15 protein-coding genes and 1 pseudogene are annotated in these 17,672 nt (G+C 69.7%); 9 read left to right on the forward strand and 7 right to left on the reverse strand.

The features are described 5' to 3' along the window. Positions 1 to 832: pseudogene (locus tag G448_RS0105890) on the reverse strand (hypothetical protein); the annotation flags it as partial. 219 nt (positions 833 to 1,051) lie between these two features. Here G448_RS0105890 and G448_RS18040 point away from each other — a divergent pair. Then, positions 1,052 to 1,213 (forward strand): hypothetical protein, encoded by a 162-nt coding sequence (locus G448_RS18040; protein ID WP_156910937.1) that lies wholly within the window; start codon positions 1,052 to 1,054, stop codon positions 1,211 to 1,213. Positions 1,214 to 2,159: 946 nt separating this feature from the next. Here G448_RS18040 and G448_RS15280 read toward each other — a convergent pair. The 3 genes from G448_RS15280 to G448_RS0105910 form a co-directional block, all read right to left on the reverse strand. After that, complete coding sequence (locus G448_RS15280; RefSeq protein ID WP_245572219.1) at positions 2,160 to 2,645, reverse strand: hypothetical protein; 486 nt, start codon at positions 2,643 to 2,645, stop codon at positions 2,160 to 2,162. Between the two features lie 96 nt (positions 2,646 to 2,741). Next, complete coding sequence (locus tag G448_RS18515) at positions 2,742 to 3,266, reverse strand: hypothetical protein (RefSeq protein WP_211227969.1); 525 nt, start codon at positions 3,264 to 3,266, stop codon at positions 2,742 to 2,744. A gap of 42 nt (positions 3,267 to 3,308) precedes the next feature. Beyond that, positions 3,309 to 4,529, reverse strand: a complete 1,221-nt coding sequence (locus G448_RS0105910; RefSeq protein WP_026407249.1) for a hypothetical protein — start codon at positions 4,527 to 4,529, stop codon at positions 3,309 to 3,311. 138 nt (positions 4,530 to 4,667) lie between these two features. Here G448_RS0105910 and G448_RS0105915 point away from each other — a divergent pair, with 138 nt between their 5' ends. The 8 genes from G448_RS0105915 (at position 4,668) to G448_RS0105950 (ending at position 13,517) form a co-directional block, all read left to right on the forward strand. Continuing rightward, complete coding sequence (locus G448_RS0105915; protein WP_156910938.1) at positions 4,668 to 5,033, forward strand: hypothetical protein; 366 nt, start codon at positions 4,668 to 4,670, stop codon at positions 5,031 to 5,033. A 527-nt stretch (positions 5,034 to 5,560) separates the two neighbouring features. Next, entirely contained in the window at positions 5,561 to 6,922 is a 1,362-nt protein-coding gene (locus G448_RS0105920) for a hypothetical protein (RefSeq protein ID WP_026407251.1), read from the forward strand. 258 nt (positions 6,923 to 7,180) lie between these two features. Continuing rightward, positions 7,181 to 8,032, forward strand: a complete 852-nt coding sequence (locus tag G448_RS15290; RefSeq protein ID WP_084436383.1) for a PspA/IM30 family protein — start codon at positions 7,181 to 7,183, stop codon at positions 8,030 to 8,032. Between the two features lie 177 nt (positions 8,033 to 8,209). Then, positions 8,210 to 8,809 carry an NYN domain-containing protein gene (locus tag G448_RS0105930; protein WP_026407252.1) on the forward strand — a complete coding sequence of 200 codons (600 nt, stop codon included), beginning with the start codon at positions 8,210 to 8,212 and terminating at the stop codon, positions 8,807 to 8,809. Between the two features lie 148 nt (positions 8,810 to 8,957). After that, positions 8,958 to 9,701: a response regulator transcription factor gene (locus G448_RS0105935; RefSeq protein ID WP_026407253.1), complete on the forward strand. Its 744-nt coding sequence runs from the start codon at positions 8,958 to 8,960 to the stop codon at positions 9,699 to 9,701. Between the two features lie 174 nt (positions 9,702 to 9,875). Then, positions 9,876 to 11,465: a sensor histidine kinase gene (locus G448_RS15295; protein ID WP_034494556.1), complete on the forward strand. Its 1,590-nt coding sequence runs from the start codon at positions 9,876 to 9,878 to the stop codon at positions 11,463 to 11,465. 186 nt (positions 11,466 to 11,651) lie between these two features. Next, positions 11,652 to 12,938 carry a hypothetical protein gene (locus tag G448_RS0105945; protein WP_026407254.1) on the forward strand — a complete coding sequence of 429 codons (1,287 nt, stop codon included), beginning with the start codon at positions 11,652 to 11,654 and terminating at the stop codon, positions 12,936 to 12,938. 273 nt (positions 12,939 to 13,211) lie between these two features. After that, the gene (locus G448_RS0105950) at positions 13,212 to 13,517 is read left to right on the forward strand and encodes a WXG100 family type VII secretion target (RefSeq protein ID WP_026407255.1); all 306 of its coding nucleotides are present in this window, start codon (positions 13,212 to 13,214) and stop codon (positions 13,515 to 13,517) included. Between the two features lie 230 nt (positions 13,518 to 13,747). Here the strand turns inward: G448_RS0105950 and groL are convergent, their stop codons facing one another. The 3 genes from groL to G448_RS0105965 all read right to left on the reverse strand — a co-directional run bounded on the left by groL (position 13,748) and on the right by G448_RS0105965 (position 17,593). Further along, positions 13,748 to 15,370: a chaperonin GroEL gene (gene groL, locus G448_RS0105955; protein ID WP_026407256.1), complete on the reverse strand. Its 1,623-nt coding sequence runs from the start codon at positions 15,368 to 15,370 to the stop codon at positions 13,748 to 13,750. Between the two features lie 253 nt (positions 15,371 to 15,623). Then, on the reverse strand, positions 15,624 to 16,988 hold the full coding sequence (locus G448_RS0105960) for a hypothetical protein (protein WP_026407257.1): 1,365 nt from the start codon (positions 16,986 to 16,988) through the stop codon (positions 15,624 to 15,626). Beyond that, positions 16,985 to 17,593 (reverse strand): LytR C-terminal domain-containing protein, encoded by a 609-nt coding sequence (locus tag G448_RS0105965; protein ID WP_026407258.1) that lies wholly within the window; start codon positions 17,591 to 17,593, stop codon positions 16,985 to 16,987. Before G448_RS0105965 ends, G448_RS0105960 begins: the two co-directional genes overlap by 4 nt. Between the last annotated feature and the right edge of the window lie 79 nt (positions 17,594 to 17,672).

Here is a 17,672-nt window from a genome sequence, read left to right on the forward strand (position 1 = left end):
GCCTCCACTGTTGCGTCCCCTTGCCCCCGGCCTCCGTCACCACATCCGTCGTCTTGGTGATCCCGCGCAGAGCATGCCTCCCGGCATTCGCCGAGTGGTTGGTGACGTACTTGGTGTACTTGAACGTCCGGGTGACATCCGCGGAGGACGCCCTCAAACCGGCAGCCTCCACCACCGTCGCAATATTCTTGGCGCGACCGATACCCCACTTGGTGACCTTCGCCGCCGCGACCCAGCCACCGCCCTTGGTATCGGGAACGAAGTACCCGCCCACAGTACTCGACACGGTGCTGGTGACGGGGTTGGACCCGATCTTCGCGCAGGCGTCCGAGAAGGCCTGACGCGCCTCGGTCTCCCGAGTACGAATATCGCTCGTCTGCGTCTCCAGGTTCTTGTACAGGGCGGTTCTCGCCGCAGCGCCGCTGTCGCTCTCGCCGCCGGCGCCGCCACTGCCGCTTCCACCGTCGGCGGAGGCCGCCTTGACGGTCGCCGGATCGTGCACGGTCTCCCCGGCGACTATCAGTCCCCCGGCCGTCGCCTGGTCGCGGATCCCCTGCAGATCCGTCTTGATACTGCTCAGAGCGCTCGCCAGGTTGTCCAGAGCCGTCTTGTAGCTCCCCAGGTCCGTCACCAGGTTCTCGCAGTCGGTCACCGACGTGGAGATCGACCCCGAGGCGGCTATGGCCGACGATCCCTCCAGCTCGCACACGCTCTTGCGCGCGCTGATCAGATCATCCTCCGCGCTGTCGACATGCGACTTGACGTTACCGATCGCCGTCGCCGACGCCGTGATATCCGATGGCGTCGCATCCAGATGAGTATCAATCGGCATAACCACTGCCCCCCAGTCCTGCATCAATGTCCATTAATATCCACTTGCTTCTACTTACCGCTCCCAAGAGGATCGGACCCCGTCCGCGGATACGACGGAACCCCCGAACCCGCGTGAGACGTGGAAGAACCCGACTGCGGAATCGAGAACTGCGGCTTCACACCTCCGGAGGCCGGATTCGACGAGGAATTCCCGGAACCAGGAGGAGTGCACGTCCCGATGAGCGGCCCCGAGCTCGTCATCAACGACGGGGGCACCGACGACGAGGACGGAACGCTGCTGGCGACGTGCCCGTCAACCGTCGTCATATTCGTATCGGCGGTCGACAAACTGCTCGACGTCGCCGGAATACGCGACTGCAGACGCGATAACGCCGACTGAAGGTTCGACACCACGGTCGACGCCGCCGACGCCGACCATCCGCAACCCGACGGGGATGTCACCGAATCGCCACTGACATGACTGCTCGCCGAATTCAAACTCGATATGGCCGACGACGCCTGATTATGATCCCACTTCAACTGACCCGGCATCTGACAGCCTCCCACCTAACTGTCGCGCCACCTCTTCGCCGCGACTGGAACGGGCAGACCCTACCACCGGATCTCAAAGCGGTCACGGGGATCCGCTCTCGCCGACGAGGTGGATCGAGGGTCGAAGGCGCCGATGGACGAAGCCGGGCATGAGGACACCACGAGTCGACGCGACCCCGGAGCGCGAGCGACCCCGAATGGAACCCCGTCGCCGACGCGGCACGACCCGGTGCGAACCCGGAGCACGAACGAGATTCTCGACACACCCACGCTCGTCGCGCGCCGCTCAATCTCTCCTGTCGCACCGGTCTCATCGATCACGTGAGACTCATGCTCCGCCTCCGTCCAGGTCGGCCCACACGCCCCGGTCGTCCCGGACTACGGGGGCCGACTGCGCGACCAGGACCCCGAGCTCCGACCCGCGCAGGCCGACGTTCCGACGGACACGATGTCGTGGGCATGGCAGGCGTTCCGCGCTCCGCGCGCGGTCGTACCCGGGCCCGCGCGGTCGTACTTTCTTCCACGTGGTCGTGCCTTAGGGCCTCGCTAAGGTACGACCTGGAGCAGGAGGGTACGACCACGCGGTTCCATGTACGACCGCGAACCGCAAGGTACGACCGTGCGAGGCCCGGGATTCATGGAAGCAGTCGACCTGCTACCGAAGGGCGCGAATAGTCGCATAGCCGCCGCGGCAGTCGGGCTCGCAGTCGCAATCATGAGGAACTGGACGAGAGAGAGAAGAGTGGATCGATCGTCTTGATGAATAGGTTTACCCGAGCGAGGGCGCGTGGGCTTCACGACCATGGCAGCCATCGGCGCTTGCGCTTGTGCCGCCCTGAATAACGACGGGGCGTCTGGTACGGCGAGACCTCCTCCTCGAAACCCTCGGGGACGTCCGGGTCCCCCGTCGGATAGCCCGCGCGCCGCCATACCTCCTCAGCTGCCCCGGCACCCGACCGCGCGTCCCGCCGACGACGCTTCTCCAACTGCCACTCCGGATACATCGGCGCCGGCAAAGGAAACGGAATCAAACCCAACGCCGCCACCAACAAAGACAGCAAAGAAACCGCACCGAAAAACGACATCAAAACACCACCGGTCCCAAAACCAGCCACCCCAACCAACAACAACCCCCCACCGAACAACATAAAACCGCCCACCGCGGGCTCAATGACCGCCACCGTATTACGACCCAGACTGAAACCCCCCCACAACATAGAACGACACCCCTTCCCATAACCACTGTCCGAGAACATCGCGAACCACCAATTCACGAACATCATCCCACCCAAGAACAGGCACCCAACGCCGTTCAACACATCCTTAACCACACCTCACCACCCCAACCCGTACGACAGGCGCGAGGGTGCGCGGGCTCACGACCACGGCAGCCACCGGCGCTTGCGCTTGTGCCGCCCTGAATAACGACGGGGCGTCTGGTACGGCGAGACCTCCTCCTCGAAACCCTCGGGGACGTCCGGGTCCCCCGTCGGATAGCCCGCGCGCCGCCATACCTCCTCAGCTGCCCCGGCACCCGACCGCGCGTCCCGCCGACGACGCTTCTCCAACTGCCACTCCGGATACATCGGCGCCGGCAAAGGAAACGGAATCAAACCCAACGCCGCCACCAACAAGGATAGTAACGCAGCCGGAGCGAAAAACGACATCAAAACACTATCGTTCCCGAAGCCAGCGACCCCAACCAGCATTGCCGCTCCACCGAATAACATAAAACCGCCCACCGCGGGCTCGATGACCGCCACCGTATTACGACCCAGACTGAAATCCCCCCACAACATGGACCGACACCCCTTCCCATAACCACTGTCCGAGAACATCGCGAACCACCAATTCACGAACATCATCCCACCCAAGAACAGGCCGACAACACCGTAGAACACGTCCCTAACCACACCTCACCACCCCAACACAACAATCATCAATCAATGGAACCAACCAAGAGCCTTATCAGCGAGCGCCTTCCCGGCACCAGACCCGACGACCCCGCCGACGATCCCACCGACCGCGGCCCCCACCGGTCCGCCCACGCACGCACCGATCGCCGCACCGGCCTGAGCTCCTGCCCAGCCGCCGGCGGCTGAACCGGCGCCCTTCGTCGCCGCACGCGCCACCTTCTCTCCCTGACCGATGGACGGGTCCTTGGAGTCCTTCTGCCACTGCTCGTAGGCATCGACGCCGAAGCTCACCGCCGTGCCCGCACGACCGGCCCACTTCAGGGGTTTACCGGCCTTGCGCACCGTATCGACGACCTTCGCCCCCGTGGAGCCCTCCGCGGCCTTGGTCGGGCTCCAGTTCGAGAGCTTGCGGTCGCTCAGCGCATGCCTCCACTGTTGCGTCCCCTTGCCCCCGGCCTCCGTCACCACATCCGTCGTCTTGGTGATCCCGCGCAGAGCATGCCTCCCGGCATTCGCCGAGCGGTTGGTGACGTACTTGGTGTACTTGAGCGTCCGGGTGACATCCGCGGAGGACGCCCTCAAACCGGCGGCCTCCACCAGCGATGCGATATCCCTGGTGCGACTGATGCCCCAGGTGCCGGCACGCGCCGCACCCACCCAGCCCCCGGCCCTGGTATCGGGAATGAAGTATCCCTTCACGGCATTCGACGCAGCATGGGCGATGGGGTTGGTCCCGATCTTCGCGCAGGCGTCCGAGAAGGCCTGACGCGCCTCCTTCTCCCGAGTACGGATATCGCTCGTCTGCGTCTCCAGGTTCTTGTACAGGGATATCCTGTCCTGCTCCACACTGTTCTCATAAACCTCCACGGAGTTGTCGGGATTCGCTCCGAGAGGGTAGGAGCTCTTCGGCTCGACCACGGTCTCCCCGTTGAGCGTCAGTCCACCGGCCGTCGCCTGATCACGGATCCCCTGCAGATCCGTGTCGATACTGCTCAGGGCGCTCGCCAGATTATCCAGGGCCGTCTTGTAGTCCCCCAGGTCCGTCACCAGATCCTCGCAACCGTCGACCGCGGTGCTGAGCGAGCTCAGGGCGGCCACGGCCGACGACCCCTCCAGCTCGCACGCGCTCTTGCGCGCGCTGATCAGATCATCCTCCGCGCTATCGACATTCGTCTTGATAGTACCGATCGCCGTCGCCGACGCCGTGATATCCGACGGGGTCGCATCCAGATGAGTATCAATCGCCACAACCACTGCCCTCCAGTTCTACAATCACATCACCCATGTCAACCAAGTCAGTCCACTAGCCGCCTCGCCTACTTGCCACTCCCAAGAGGATCCGACCCCGTCCGCGGATACGACGGAACCCCCGAACCCGCGTGAGACGTGGAAGAGCCCGACTGCGCAGCCGAGAACTGGGGCTTCACACCCCCGGAGGCAGGTCCCGAACTCGACGATGAGCGCCCGGAACTCCCGGGGCTCCCGGATCCGCCGGGCGCGCACGTCCCGATGAGCGGCCCCGAGCTCGTCATCAGTGACGGGGACACCGACGACGAGGACGGAACACTACTGGCGCTCTGCGTATCAGCGGTCGTCATATTCGCATCGGCGATCGATAGGTTATTCGATATCGACGGGATGAGCGACTGCAGACCCGATAACGCCGACTGCAGCCTCGACACCGCTCCCGACGCCGCCGACGCCGACGTCCCGCAGCCCGACGGGGAGCTCACCGAATCGCCGCTGATATGATCGCTCGCCGAGTTGGAACTCGACATGGCCGACGACGCCTGACTATGATCCCATTTCAACTGACCCGACATCTGAAAACCTTCCACGACGTGCCGTCATCATCATCGTTCGTTGCGGACTGGGACGGCGTTGACTCTACTACCGGATCACGGCTGGCCACAGGGGTTTCGGAGATCGATCGTCGCGGAATATTTGTTCCAGCGTGTCACTTTATGACCGTCGTCCAGGGCGGGCACGGCGCGCAGCACGTCCGGGGCGGCCACCGGCCCGGGCGCTCCAGGGCGAAGGCGTGGCGGCGACGAGGGTGGAGCCCGAGCCCGCCACCGGCCCGGGCGCTCCGGGGCGAAGGAGCGGTCCTACACGCCGTGGGCGGCACGGGGGAGGGCCCGCCCGGCGCCCCGGGGCGAAGCCGCCCGTCGGCTCGCCCGGCTCCGGCCCTGCTCTGGCGCTCCGGGCGAAACGGCTTGCCCGACGGCCCGCCCACCAGGGACGATGAGCCCTCCGCACGCATCTTCGAGGAGCCCGACGTGTTCTGGAAACGCAAGCGCGACACCCCCGCCCCGCCGCAGGTAGTCACGGTCGAGGACCTCCGGGTCCGCGCGGGCAGAGCGCTCGTGACCGCCGACGACGCCGTGCGCTCCGCCTCCGAGGAGCTCTCCTACGCCCAGGCCCAGTTCGGGCTGTCGGCCACGGACGCCTTCACCGGAGCGCTGAACACCGCTCGCGGCCACCTCGCCCGCTCCTTCGAGCTGCGCAAGCTCCTCGACGACGACATCCCGGAGACCGAGCCGGTCCAGCGCCAGATGTACGGCGAGATCCTCCAACGGTGCACCGACGCCATCAACGTCATCAGGGAGCAGGAGTCCGCCTTCAACGCCCGGCGCGGCCTGGAGGCGAATCTGCCGACCTCCGTGGCCGAGACCGAGCAGAGGGCCGACGAGACCGAGCAGGCGATCGCCATGGCCAACACCCTGCTGGTCACCCTCCACGCCACCTACCCGGCCGGCTCGCTGACCTCCGTCTCGCAGGCCCCCGAGCGCGCGGAGAGGCTGCTGGCCGCCGGGCGCACGGCCCTGGACCAGGCGCGCGCCTCCATCGAGGCGGATCAGCAGGCCACCGCCGTCGAGCAGGTGCGCATCGCCCAGGGCACGATCGTCCAGGCGGGCGAGCTGGCCGCCCAGGTCACCGGGGCGCGGGAGCGTCTCGAGCGCGCCGCGGCCGACCTGACCGCGGCCGTCGCCTCGATCTCCTCCGACCTCGTCGATGCCGAGCGCCTGGCCTCCCAGGTGCCGGCGGCGTCGCTGAACCCGCTGGTGGCCGACGCCGAGGCCGCCGTCGCCGAGGGGCGGGCCGCCTCCGGCCCCGGGGCGAGCGGGGACCCGCTGGCGGCCCTGGACCACCTGGCCCGGGCGGAGGCCGCGCTCGACGAGGCCCTGGCCCCGGCTCGCGCCCGGGAGGAGAACGACTCCCGGGCACGGGCCTCGCTCGGCTCGCGCCTGGCGCGCCTCAACTCCCAGATCGCGGCGGTCACCTCCTACATCACCACGCACCGCGGAGCCGTGGGCCCCTCGGCGAGGACGGCGCTGTCGGAGGCCTCCAGGCACGCGGCGGCCGCCACCTCGATGCAGGGCGCGGACCCGTCGGCGGCCCTGGCGGAGGTCGCCCAGGGCGAGCCGCTGGTGGCGCAGGCCCAGGCGCTGGCCGAGACGGACGTGCACCGGTCGGGGTCGTGGGACGGCCCGCGGGGCGGGCGGGGCTCGGGCGGCGGGCTCGACGTCGGCTCCCTGGTGCTGGGCGGCCTGCTCCTGGGCGGCCTGACCGGCGGCCACCACGACTACGGCGGCTGGGGAGGCCCGGACATCGATCTGGACTTCGATTTCTTCGACTGACAGCAGCCGCACCGCCCTGGAGGCACCGGGCCTCCCGGAGGAGCCGTCTCATCGGGCTCCCGCCGGGGCCCGTCGACCGGCCCCGCGGGGCTCGCGCCCGATGACGCCCTCCTCGAACGCACTGGGCCGGGCACGGGTTTTCTGGAACGATGTCCCGGACCCCCGCTGACAACACGACAGCACTGACAACAGAGCCGACCACGGACCTGCTCGCGCGTCGCATCCGGCAGCCGGGCACGAAGAAAGGGAATATCGCATATGGCTGAGAAGCAGTCGATCCTGGGGCGCATCGCCCAGCTGACCCGGGCCAACGTCAATGCCCTCCTCGATCGCGCCGAGGACCCGGAGAAGATGCTCAACCAGCTGGTGCGCGACTACACCGCCTCCATCTCGGAGGCGCGCGACGCCGTCGCCCAGACGATCGGCAACCTGCGGCTGGCCGAGAAGGACCACGCCGCGGATCTGGCCGAGGCCAGGGACTGGGGCAACAAGGCCCTGGCGGCCTCCCGGAAGGCCGACCAGATGCGCGCCGGCGGGGACGCGGCCGGCGCCGACAAGTGGGACTCGCTGGCCAAGATCGCCATCACCAAGCAGATCACGGCGGAGAACGAGGCGAAGGCCGCCGAGCCGATGATCGCCTCCCAGCAGCAGGTCGTCGAGCAGCTCAAGACGGGGCTCCAGCAGATGGAGGCCAAGCTCGGCGATCTGCACTCCAAGCGGGACCAGCTCATCGCCCGCAGGAAGACCGCCGAGGCGCAGGTCAAGGTCCAGGGCGCGATCCGCTCGATCAACGTCATGGACCCCACCAGCGAGCTCTCCCGCTACGAGGACCAGGTCCGCCGCGTCGAGGCGCAGGCCGCGGGCCAGATGGAGCTGGCCGGGTCCTCGTTGGAGTCGCAGTTCGCCGAGCTGGAGGCCTCCGGCGCCGAGATGGAGGCCGAGGCGCGCCTGGCGGCCCTGAAGTCGGGCGGCAACAGCGCGCTGCCCGCCGCCCAGTCACCGGCGCAGATCACGGACGGGGACGACGTCGACGCCGCCTTCGCCGCGCTCAAGGCCGAGAGCGCCCGGCCGACCGGCCAGCCGGCGGACCCCGAGGCGTCCTCCTACTGACGCCCACCTGCCGCCTCACGGACCGCCGACCGCCGACGACGGGTCCAGCCGGCCCGGCCACCGGCTCCGCCGGACCGGCTGAGCCGACGTCATCAGCGGTCGGACCCCGCCGACTCGCCGGCCACCGTACATCGATTCCAGCCAGCCGCACGCCCCCGAGGCCGTTAGCATGGCGTCATGAGCATCCCCACCTACCTCCTCGTCGACGGGGAGAACATCGACGCCACACTGGGCATGAGCGTCCTGGGACGCCGGCCCGAGCCGGAGGAGCGTCCGCGTTGGGACCGTGTGCTCTCCTTCTGCGACGAGCTCTCCGACGCCAGCGCCGGAGGGCAGGGAGCCGATACCACTGCGCTCTTCTTCCTCAACGCCACCTCGGGCCATATGCCGATGGGCTTCGTCCAGGCCCTCATGGCGATGGAGTACCGCCCTCTGCCGCTGGCCGGGTCGGGCCATGCCGAGGAGAAGGTCGTCGACGTCGGCATCCAGCGCACGCTGGACGCCCTCGCATCGCGCGTCGAGTCCGGCCAGAGCGCCCAGGTCCTGCTCGGCTCGCACGACGGCGACTACATTCCGCAGGTCGAGCGCCTCCTGGGAGCCGGCGCCTACGTCGGCGTGCTGTGCTTCCGCGAGTTCCTCAACGCGCAACTGGCGGGCCTGGTGGAGTACGGCCTGGTGATCCACGATCTCGAGGAGGACGTGGACGCCTTCACCAGTCCGCTGCCGCGCGTACGGATCATCCCGCTCGACGAATTCGACCCGCTCAAGTTCATCTGACCCGGGCTCGGAGACGACGAATCGGCGCTCCGCCCCCGAGATCGCGCGGTCCAGGGGGCGGATCCGACGTGCGCCTCCCGGCGCATCAGGACTAACACCACATCCGATACTCAGGAACCTTTCAGTGTTCCCGGGCACAGTTGCGTGCATGGACCGCATCCAGGACTCCCACACGACTCACGAGGCTCACCTGCTCGTCGTCGACGACGAGCCCAATATCCGTGATCTGCTCGCCTCCTCGCTGCGGTTCGCCGGTTTCGAAGTGACGACGGCGGCCGACGGCAATGGAGCGCTCCACGGGGTCGATGAGGCCGAACCGGACCTCATCGTGCTCGACGTCATGCTGCCGGACATGGACGGCTTCACCGTGGCACGACGTCTGCGCGAGCGCGATATCACCACCCCCATCCTCTTCCTGACCGCCCGCGATGACATGGCCGACAAGGTTCAGGGCCTGACGGTCGGGGGCGACGACTACGTCACGAAACCCTTCGGCCTGGAGGAGGTGGTCGCCCGTATCCGCGCCATCCTGCGCCGAACGCACAGCGCCGCGGAGGACGACGACGGCGTCGTGCGAGTGGCCGACCTCGTGCTGGACGAGGACGCCCACGAGGTGCACCGCGCCGGGGTGGATGTCGACCTGTCCCCCACCGAGTTCAAGCTCCTCCGCTACCTCATGCTCAACTCCGGCCGGGTGGTGTCCAAGGCCCAGATCCTGGATCACGTCTGGGAGTACGACTGGAACGGGGACGCGGCCATCGTCGAGTCCTACATCTCCTATCTGCGGCGCAAGGTCGACCAGATCGAGGACCGGGACGGGCAGAGCGTCGCGCCCCTCATTCAAACCCGTCGAGGAGTGGGCTACATGCTGCGCGAGCCCAAAGGCGAGTGAGCGGTGCGCACCGCCAGGCGGACCGCTCGCACCGGTCCCTCCGGGGCCCGCCCCGCCCGCCGCCGCAGCACCGCGAAGAACACCTCCCGCCGGGCGCGCACGACCAGTAACCGCCAGCACCGGCCGATCAAGAAGGGCCGTTGGCACCCGTTGACGACGTTGCGGCGCTCCTGGATGGCCCAGCCGCTGCGCAGTCGCCTGGCCCTGATCACCACGGGCCTGCTCACCACGGGCCTGCTCATCGCCACCATGTCGGTCACCTCGCTGCTCAGCACTCACTTGATCCGCCAGATCGACGACCAGCTGCGGGTGACGGCCGAGACCATCGGTCGTCAGGGCCTGAGCCAGATCCGCACCGGCGAGGGGCCCGGCATGCCCTCGACCTACTACGTCGAGGCCCAGTACCTCGACGGCACGTCGGGCAGGATGATCTCCGACGACACGGCGGCCGAGTACGGCACTCCCGTCCTGGGCAAGCTCTCCCTGGAGGAGGCCATCAAGCAGGAGTTCTTCACGGCCGACTCCAACCTCGAGGGGCAGCAGTGGCGCGTCCTCGCCCTGCCGATCAAGTCGGAGGGCGAGTACACCGGGGTGGTCGCGATCGCCCTTCCGCTCAGGGACGCCACGCAGACCGTCGAGAGGACTCGCCTCGTCGTGGCCTCCACCGACATATCGGTGATCATCCTGGGCGCGGTCGCCGCGACCTACCTCGTCCGGCGCTCCTTCCGCCCGCTGCGCCAGATCGAGCGGGTGGCCGGCCGGATCGCCTCGGGAGACCTGTCGGCGCGCGTTCCCAACACCGAGCCGTCCACCACCGAGGTCGGCTCCCTCCAACGAGCGCTGAACACCATGCTCCAGCGCAACGAGCAGGCCTTCGACGTCCAGGTGGTGGCCCAGGAGCGCATGACCCGCTTCGTCTCCGACGCCTCGCACGAGCTGCGCACCCCGCTCGCCGCGATCCGCGGCTACGGAGAGCTCTACCGCATGGGAGGGGTGCCGCCCGAGCGGACGGACGAGGTCATGGGGCGCATCGAGTCCGAGGCCTCGCGCATGGGGCGTCTCGTCGACGACCTGCTTCAGCTCGCCCGCATGGACGAGGGCCGGGAGATGACCATGGAGCAGGTCGATCTGACGGCCATCGCCGCGGGCGCCCTGACCGACATGATGGTCCTCTCCCCCCAGCGCGACTGCGAGCTGATCCCGTTCGACGACGACGCCGCGGCGTCCGGGAAGGAGGCCCCCTCGGTCACTGTCATCGGCGACAAGGACCGGCTCTCCCAGGTCATGACGAACCTGCTGGGCAACGTCGTGCGGCACACCCCCGAGAACTCCTCGGTGGAGGTCGCCGTCGGACTGGGCCCCGAGTCGACGGTGGCGCGCACGCAGCTCGCGGACCGGGCCGTCGGGGGCGGGAGCGCCGCGAGTCGGCGAGCCGGACGCCGGGACGCCCCTGCGGGCTCCGGCGGCTCGACGTCGGCGGCCCCCACCGCGCAGTCCCCCCGAACCGTCGCCATCGTCGAGGTGCGGGACCACGGCCCGGGGGTGTCCGACCAGGACGTGGAGAAGGTGTTCCGACGGTTCTACCGGGCGGACACCTCCCGCAACCGGCAGACGGGCGGATCAGGCCTGGGGCTGGCGATCGTCCTGGCGATCATCGAGCGGCACGGCGGCACGGTGCGCATGGGCCGAACCCCGGGCGGCGGCGCGACGGTCCACATCGAGATACCCGCTCTGCTTCCCGGCATCGCGCCCGCGAACGCCTGATCAATGCACGTGATGCACGTGATATAAGAGGCGCAAGAGACACCTGCGCCCCCGCATCGCTTATGGGTCGCGGCACATTCGAAGGGCGGACGGAAAGGTGGTAGGCCGAACACACCTGTACCTTCACAAATCTCCGCGACCAGCAATACGATGTTTCGTGTCCTGCACCCTATCTCGGAGGCTCGTATGGGCGTCATCGACGCGCCACAGTGGCTCCTTCCCGCCTATGTCCGCAGCGTCAGGGCACTGGGGGCATCCGCCTCCGCTGAGACCATCGGCCAGTCGGGAAAGACCCTCATCGACATGTGGTCGAGCCCGGACCGCCATTTCCACAATCTCAAGCACGCAATTAATATGCTAGCCCGCGTCGACGAGTTGGCGGACGAGTCCCACGATCCCGACGTCATGCGTTTGGCCGCCTGGTATCACGGTTGCGTCTTCTCCTCCGCCTCCGAGCAGACGTACAAGCGCAACGGCGGCGAGGACGAGGTCGCCTCGGCGGCCTACGCGGCGCGCGACCTGCATCGACTCGGCCTGCCCGACGCAACGGTGGATCGCATCTGCGCCCTCATCCTCAACCTCAAGCACCGCAGCCTGCCCCGCAACGACATAGACGCCCTGGCGCTCAACGACGCCGACCTGGGCACGCTGGCGGTCGAGCCCCAGCAGTACAAGCGCTACCGCCAGATGGTGCGCGAGGAGTACGCCCATATCCCGGTCGAGGACTACCTGCGCGCCCGCCTGACGATCATCACCCGTCTCCTGGACCGCGAGATGCTGTTCTCCTCCCCGCTCGGGCAGCGCTGGGAACGGCCCGCCCGTCAGAACCTCCAGGCGGAGAAGCAGCGACTGACCGACGAGCTCGCCCGAATGCGCCCCGTGGATGCGGACGCCGAGGTCGATGCCGGCACCGGGGGCGACGCCCCACCGACGTCCCGCGACGCGGCGCCACCTGTGCAACGCCCGAGCGCAGCGGGACGCAGCGGCCCCGTCGACGCGGGCGACTCGACCACCCCGGGCGGTCGGAGCGGTCAGGAGTCCCGTGGTCGTTCCGCCTCCGGCTCCCCGATCCCATTCCCGGCCTCCGCCCTGCCCAAGAGATCTCCGGCATCGGCCTCCTCACCGCGCACGCCCGCCAACGGCGTCGAGGTCGCCGCCGCCCCGCCCTCCTTCCCGCCTCGGCGCAGGCCCCCCCGACCGGACTCCCGCCGAGGCGATGGCGAGGAGCTGGGCCACACGACGATGGAGACCTGCGTGGCCGACCTGGACCGGCTTCTGTCGAGCCCCCGTCCGCTGACCGGTGATGACGGCCGGGCGGCGGACCGGGCCGCCCTGGTCGAGGCCGAGCGAGCCAAGCTGGCCGAGCGGCTGCGATTGCGGACCGAGGCCGCCAAGGCCCTGCGAGAGACACGGACTGGCGAGATCGCCCCGGTCACCGCGCCCCTCGCCGAGGACGGCGCGGGGGACCTCTGAGCGCCGCGATCGGTGGACGGCCCTCGAATCGAGGAGGGCGAGGCGAGCAGGGGCGAGTCCGACCCGGCTGAGCGCCAGGTCGTCCACGTCGTCCACGGTGCACGGAGCGCACGGGGCTCCACCGGCCAGTCCGTGCGGATGCCGTCCACAGGGGTCGGAGACTCCGCGTGCAGGGGACGCGCGCGCCGCCCTACGGTGGTCCCGCGCCTCGACGTCGAGGCGCACACCATGCATCGCGCAGCGCTCTCCGGCGCCCTCATGAAAGGCCTCGTCATGCCCGTCTTCTCCGTCGATACCCAGGCCGTCGCCGACACGGCCTCCCGCACCCGCACCCGCATCGCCACCATCCAGACCGAGACCGACGGCCTCAAGGGCGACATCTCCCTGCTGCAGTCCTCGTGGACGGGCGGCGCCTCGGACTCCATGGCCACCTGCGCCGCCGACTGGCACGTGACGGCCATCCAGGTCCAGTCGAGTCTGGATCTCATCAGCCAGGCCCTCGACCAGGCGGCCGTGTCCTACGACGACGCCGAGGTCACCAACAAGGGCCGCTTCGGCTGCAACCGCGGCCCGGTGTGAGCTCGGCCCGGACCCGAGCCCGCCCGATTCGAGAGCGCCCGGCCCGAGGGCGCACCGGCCTCGACCTCCCGAGCACGCGACGACGGCGGGTCGCCCGCCCATCGCGCTGGGGGACGACCCGCCGTCGTCGGAGGTCACTCGGAAGCCACGCAGAGGTCGCTGAGACGACTGAGGCAACCAGTGGCGAATCGATCGTCCTGCCCGGGCCGGGCAGGACGATCATGAGGCGATCAGTACATGCCGCCCATCTCGTCGCCACCACCGGCGGCCGGCGGGGCCGGGGGCTCCGGCTTGTCGGCGACGACGGCCTCGGTGGTCAGGAACAGGCCCGCGATGGAAGCGGCGTTCTGGAGAGCGGAACGGGTGACCTTCACCGGGTCGGCAATGCCGGCGGCCAGGAGGTTGACGTACTCGCCGGTGGCGGCGTTCAGGCCCTCGCCGGTGGGCAGGTTGCGGACGCGGTCGACCACGACACCGCCCTCGAAGCCGGCGTTGACGGCGATCTGCTTGAGCGGGGACTCCAGGGCGACCTTGACGATCGCGGCACCGGTGGCCTCGTCGTCGGCGAGCTTCAGGCCGGCCAGGGCCTCGGCGGCCTGGAGAAGGGACGCACCTCCACCGGCGACGATGCCCTCCTCGACGGCGGCCTTGGCATTGCGCACGGCGTCCTCGATGCGGTGCTTGCGCTCCTTGAGCTCCACCTCGGTGGCGGCACCGGACTTCAGGACGGCGACGCCGCCGGCGAGCTTGGCGAGGCGCTCGGAGAGCTTCTCGCGGTCGTACTCGGAGTCGGAGTTCTCGATCTCGCCGCGGATCTGGGACACGCGGGCGTCGATCGCGTCCTTGGAGCCGGCGCCCTCGACGATGGTGGTCTCATCCTTGGTGACGACGACCTTGCGGGCCTGCCCCAGGTCCTCCAGGGTGGCGTTCTCCAGCTTGAGGCCGACGGTCTCGGAGATGACGGTGCCGCCGGTGAGGATGGCCATGTCCTGCAGCATCGCCTTGCGGCGGTCGCCGAAGCCGGGGGCCTTGACGGCCACGGACTTGAAGGTGCCGCGGATGCGGTTGACGACGAGGGTGGCCAGCGCCTCGGCCTCGACGTCCTCGGCGATGATCGCCAGCGGCTTGCCGGACTGCATGACCTTCTCCAGAAGGGGCAGCAGGTCCTTGACGTTGGAGATCTTGGACTCGACCAGCAGGACGTAGGCGTCCTCCAGGACGGCCTCCTGACGGTCGGCGTCGGTGACGAAGTAGGGGGAGATGAAGCCCTTGTCGAAGCGCATGCCCTCGGTGACCTCGAGCTCGAGGCCGAAGGTGTTGGACTCCTCGACGGTGATGACGCCGTCGTGGCCGACCTTCTCGAGGGCCTCGGCGATGAACTCGCCGATCTGCTCGTCGGCGGCGGAGATCGAGGCGGTCGCCGCGATCTCGTCCTGGGTCTCGACGTCCTTGGCGTCGGCCAGGAGGCGCTCGACGACGGCCGCCACGGCCTTGTCGATACCGCGGCGCACGGCGATCGGGTTGGCGCCGGCGGCGACGTTGCGCAGACCCTCGCGCACGAGCGCCTGGGCGAGCACGGTGGCGGTGGTGGTGCCGTCGCCCGCGACGTCGTCGGTCTTCTTGGCGACCTCCTTGACGAGCTCGGCGCCGATTTTCTCGTAGGGGTCCTCGAGCTCGATCTCCTTGGCGATGGTGACGCCGTCGTTGGTGATCGAGGGGGCGCCCCACTTCTTGTCGAGCACGACGTTGCGGCCCTTGGGGCCGAGGGTGACCTTGACGGTGTCGGCGAGGGCGTCCAGGCCCCGCTCCATACCGCGACGGGCCTCCTCGTCGAAGGCGATGATCTTGGGCATTACTGCTCCTTACGTGACAGGTGGCCGTGCGGTGCCCGCGACGGACGAGCCGGTCCCCGGCGTTCACGTCACGCCCGGTCCCGACCCTCACCTAGCGGCCTGGGTCGTTCACACGCGGCCATCGGGCGGTTATCACTCGACGACCCCGAGTGCTAGCCGCAATGCTGGCACTCTCCACCTTCGAGTGCAAGGCGCACGGGTTCGCCCTCGGCAGGATCGACACGCGGCGCCCGCGCCGCGGCCGACCACCGCCTCATGACGGTCGGTCCGCCCCCGGCCCCTCCTCCAGGACGGCGAGGACGACCAGCGCGCAGGTCCAGGCCAGGGGCGCGGGTCCGGCCGGGGCCCCGTCGGCGGAGACCTTCTCCGGCAGCGCCCCCAGCGCCGTGCGGTGGGAGTCGAGCCACTCCAGAAGCCGCCCGGCCTCCCGCGGACGTCCCTGCGCGACCGCGGACCACGCCAGCAGCGCCGTCTCAGGCGTCCACGAGACGCCGTCGTCGCGCCAGGACGCGCCCGGCGCCACGCCCCCGCTCCTTCGGCGCATCCGCGGGACGGCGTCGGCCCGCGCCTCTCGCGCGCCCGACAGCTCCCGTGTGAAGGGCGGGCCGACCAGGGCGATCGCGGCGTCGATGTCGTCGTCGCGCATGTGTCGGCCCCACGCGGGGGCGAAGGCCCGCTCCACGGCGACGCGCACCACCGCGGCCCGCTCGGCCGCCAGTCCCCCCGGGATACCGATATCGAGCCCCGCCTCCTCCAGGGCCGCCGCGGCCTCCAGGCCGAGGAGCGCCGGCGCCGCGATGCCCAGGGTGAGGGCTCGCTCGGCGACCTCCCAGTAGTCGGGCGAGGCGGCGGGCAGGTGCGACGGCGTGTCGGTCAGGGCCACCAGGTTCTCGGCGGCGCGCGCCAGCGCCGCCCCGCAGACGGCCCCGAGCTCGTCGGCCCCGGCCCCGTCGGCCAGGACGCCGCCCGCCGCCCACAGCATCCAGCCTGCGCCGTCCGACTGGGCGGGCCGGTCATCGGGCGTGCCGCCGTCGGCGCCGTAGCGCGCCTCGAAGCCGCCGCCGGGCAGCTGCAGCGCGGCCAGTCGGGCCAGGACGCCGAGCGCCTCACCGCGCAGGCCGACGCCGGAGAAGGCGGCCGCCGCGAAGGACGCGTCGCGCGGCCAGGTGTAGCGCCAGGGGCTCACCGGCCCGGCGACGACGGATCCGGCGGGGAACGCGGTCGGTCCCCGCCCCCCGCCCTCGGCCAGGGTCGGGCCGGTCAGGACGAGCAGGTCGGTCAGCGCCGCATCGGCCAGGGCTCCCCACCTGCCGCCCGGAAGGCGGGCGCCGTCGCGCCGTCGCCTCGCGGAGGCCCGAACGGAGGCCGACGCAGGCCCCATCGCCGAGGAGCTCACGCGAGTCCCCGGCGCGTAGACGGCGGTACCGCCGGGCGGCACCGGGCGCACCGCGCCGTCGGCCCCGACGACCACCCCCTCCGACAGGAGCGGGACCGACCGTCGCGCCCAGGGACGCGCGCCGAGGGCGGCGCTTCCCACGACGGCCGCGCCCGTCGCGGGGAGCAGCACGGCGGCGCGCAGGAGATCGCGGCGGACGGGCGGGCGGAGGACCCGGCTCACTCCTGGTAGTCGTCGCGCAGGACGACGACGATCGGGTTGGACGAGGCCTCCTCGGCGGACTCCACGACGTTGGTGACGCCCAGGGAGTCGGCCACGGCCCGGGCGGTCGAGGCGTTCTCCGGAGCGGCGTAGAAGACCGTGGTGGTAGCCGGGTCGGTGGCGCCGTAGACACCGTCGGCGACGTTGACCGAGGTGAAGCCGTCGTTCCCGAGCTTGCTGCGAGTGCGGCCGGCCAGTCCGCTGACGGCGGTGCCGTTGTGCACGGTGATGCCGGTGGTCAGGTCGGCGTTGTCGGAGGACTGCTGCCCGGGGGTGCCGCTCGCGTCGGGCGCGGGGGCGTCGCCGGTATCGGCGGGACGGGTGGAGGCCGCGGGGGCGTCGGGCGCCGCCCCGCTCTCGGAGGACGTGGCGGTCGAGGAGGGAGCGCCTCCGTGCCTCAGCAGGGCGACCGCGCCCCAGGCCACGAGCGGCACGATGATGAGCACCGCCAGCAGCGGGATCCAACTGCGCCATGCGGGCACTTGAGCCCGATGCACACCGACGGGAACCGGTCCGTCGGCGTCGGCTGCGTCGAACTCGTCGTCGGGGTACTGGTAGTTGCTCATCTTGTGAGAATAGCGGGAGACCGCTCCCGCGCACGGGAGACCCGCGGAATCGGTCGGAGGCACTCATGAGAGCCCATGG

Origin of the sequence: Actinomyces gerencseriae DSM 6844 (assembly GCF_000429265.1) — a bacterium.
Lineage (GTDB): Bacteria > Actinomycetota > Actinomycetes > Actinomycetales > Actinomycetaceae > Actinomyces > Actinomyces gerencseriae.

Excerpts from the sequence above, each read along its gene's own strand:
- G448_RS18040 (WP_156910937.1), top strand. The coding sequence starts at position 1,052 with ATGAGCGGCCCCGAGCTCGTCATCAACGACGGGGGCACCGACGACGAG.
- G448_RS15280 (WP_245572219.1), bottom strand. The coding sequence starts at position 2,645 with ATGTTCGTGAATTGGTGGTTCGCGATGTTCTCGGACAGTGGTTATGGG.
- G448_RS15290 (WP_084436383.1), top strand. The coding sequence starts at position 7,181 with ATGGCTGAGAAGCAGTCGATCCTGGGGCGCATCGCCCAGCTGACCCGG.
- G448_RS0105930 (WP_026407252.1), top strand. The coding sequence starts at position 8,210 with ATGAGCATCCCCACCTACCTCCTCGTCGACGGGGAGAACATCGACGCC.
- G448_RS0105935 (WP_026407253.1), top strand. The coding sequence starts at position 8,958 with ATGGACCGCATCCAGGACTCCCACACGACTCACGAGGCTCACCTGCTC.
- G448_RS15295 (WP_034494556.1), top strand. The coding sequence starts at position 9,876 with ATGGCCCAGCCGCTGCGCAGTCGCCTGGCCCTGATCACCACGGGCCTG.
- G448_RS0105945 (WP_026407254.1), top strand. The coding sequence starts at position 11,652 with ATGGGCGTCATCGACGCGCCACAGTGGCTCCTTCCCGCCTATGTCCGC.
- G448_RS0105950 (WP_026407255.1), top strand. The coding sequence starts at position 13,212 with ATGCCCGTCTTCTCCGTCGATACCCAGGCCGTCGCCGACACGGCCTCC.
- groL (WP_026407256.1), bottom strand. The coding sequence starts at position 15,370 with ATGCCCAAGATCATCGCCTTCGACGAGGAGGCCCGTCGCGGTATGGAG.
- G448_RS0105965 (WP_026407258.1), bottom strand. The coding sequence starts at position 17,593 with ATGAGCAACTACCAGTACCCCGACGACGAGTTCGACGCAGCCGACGCC.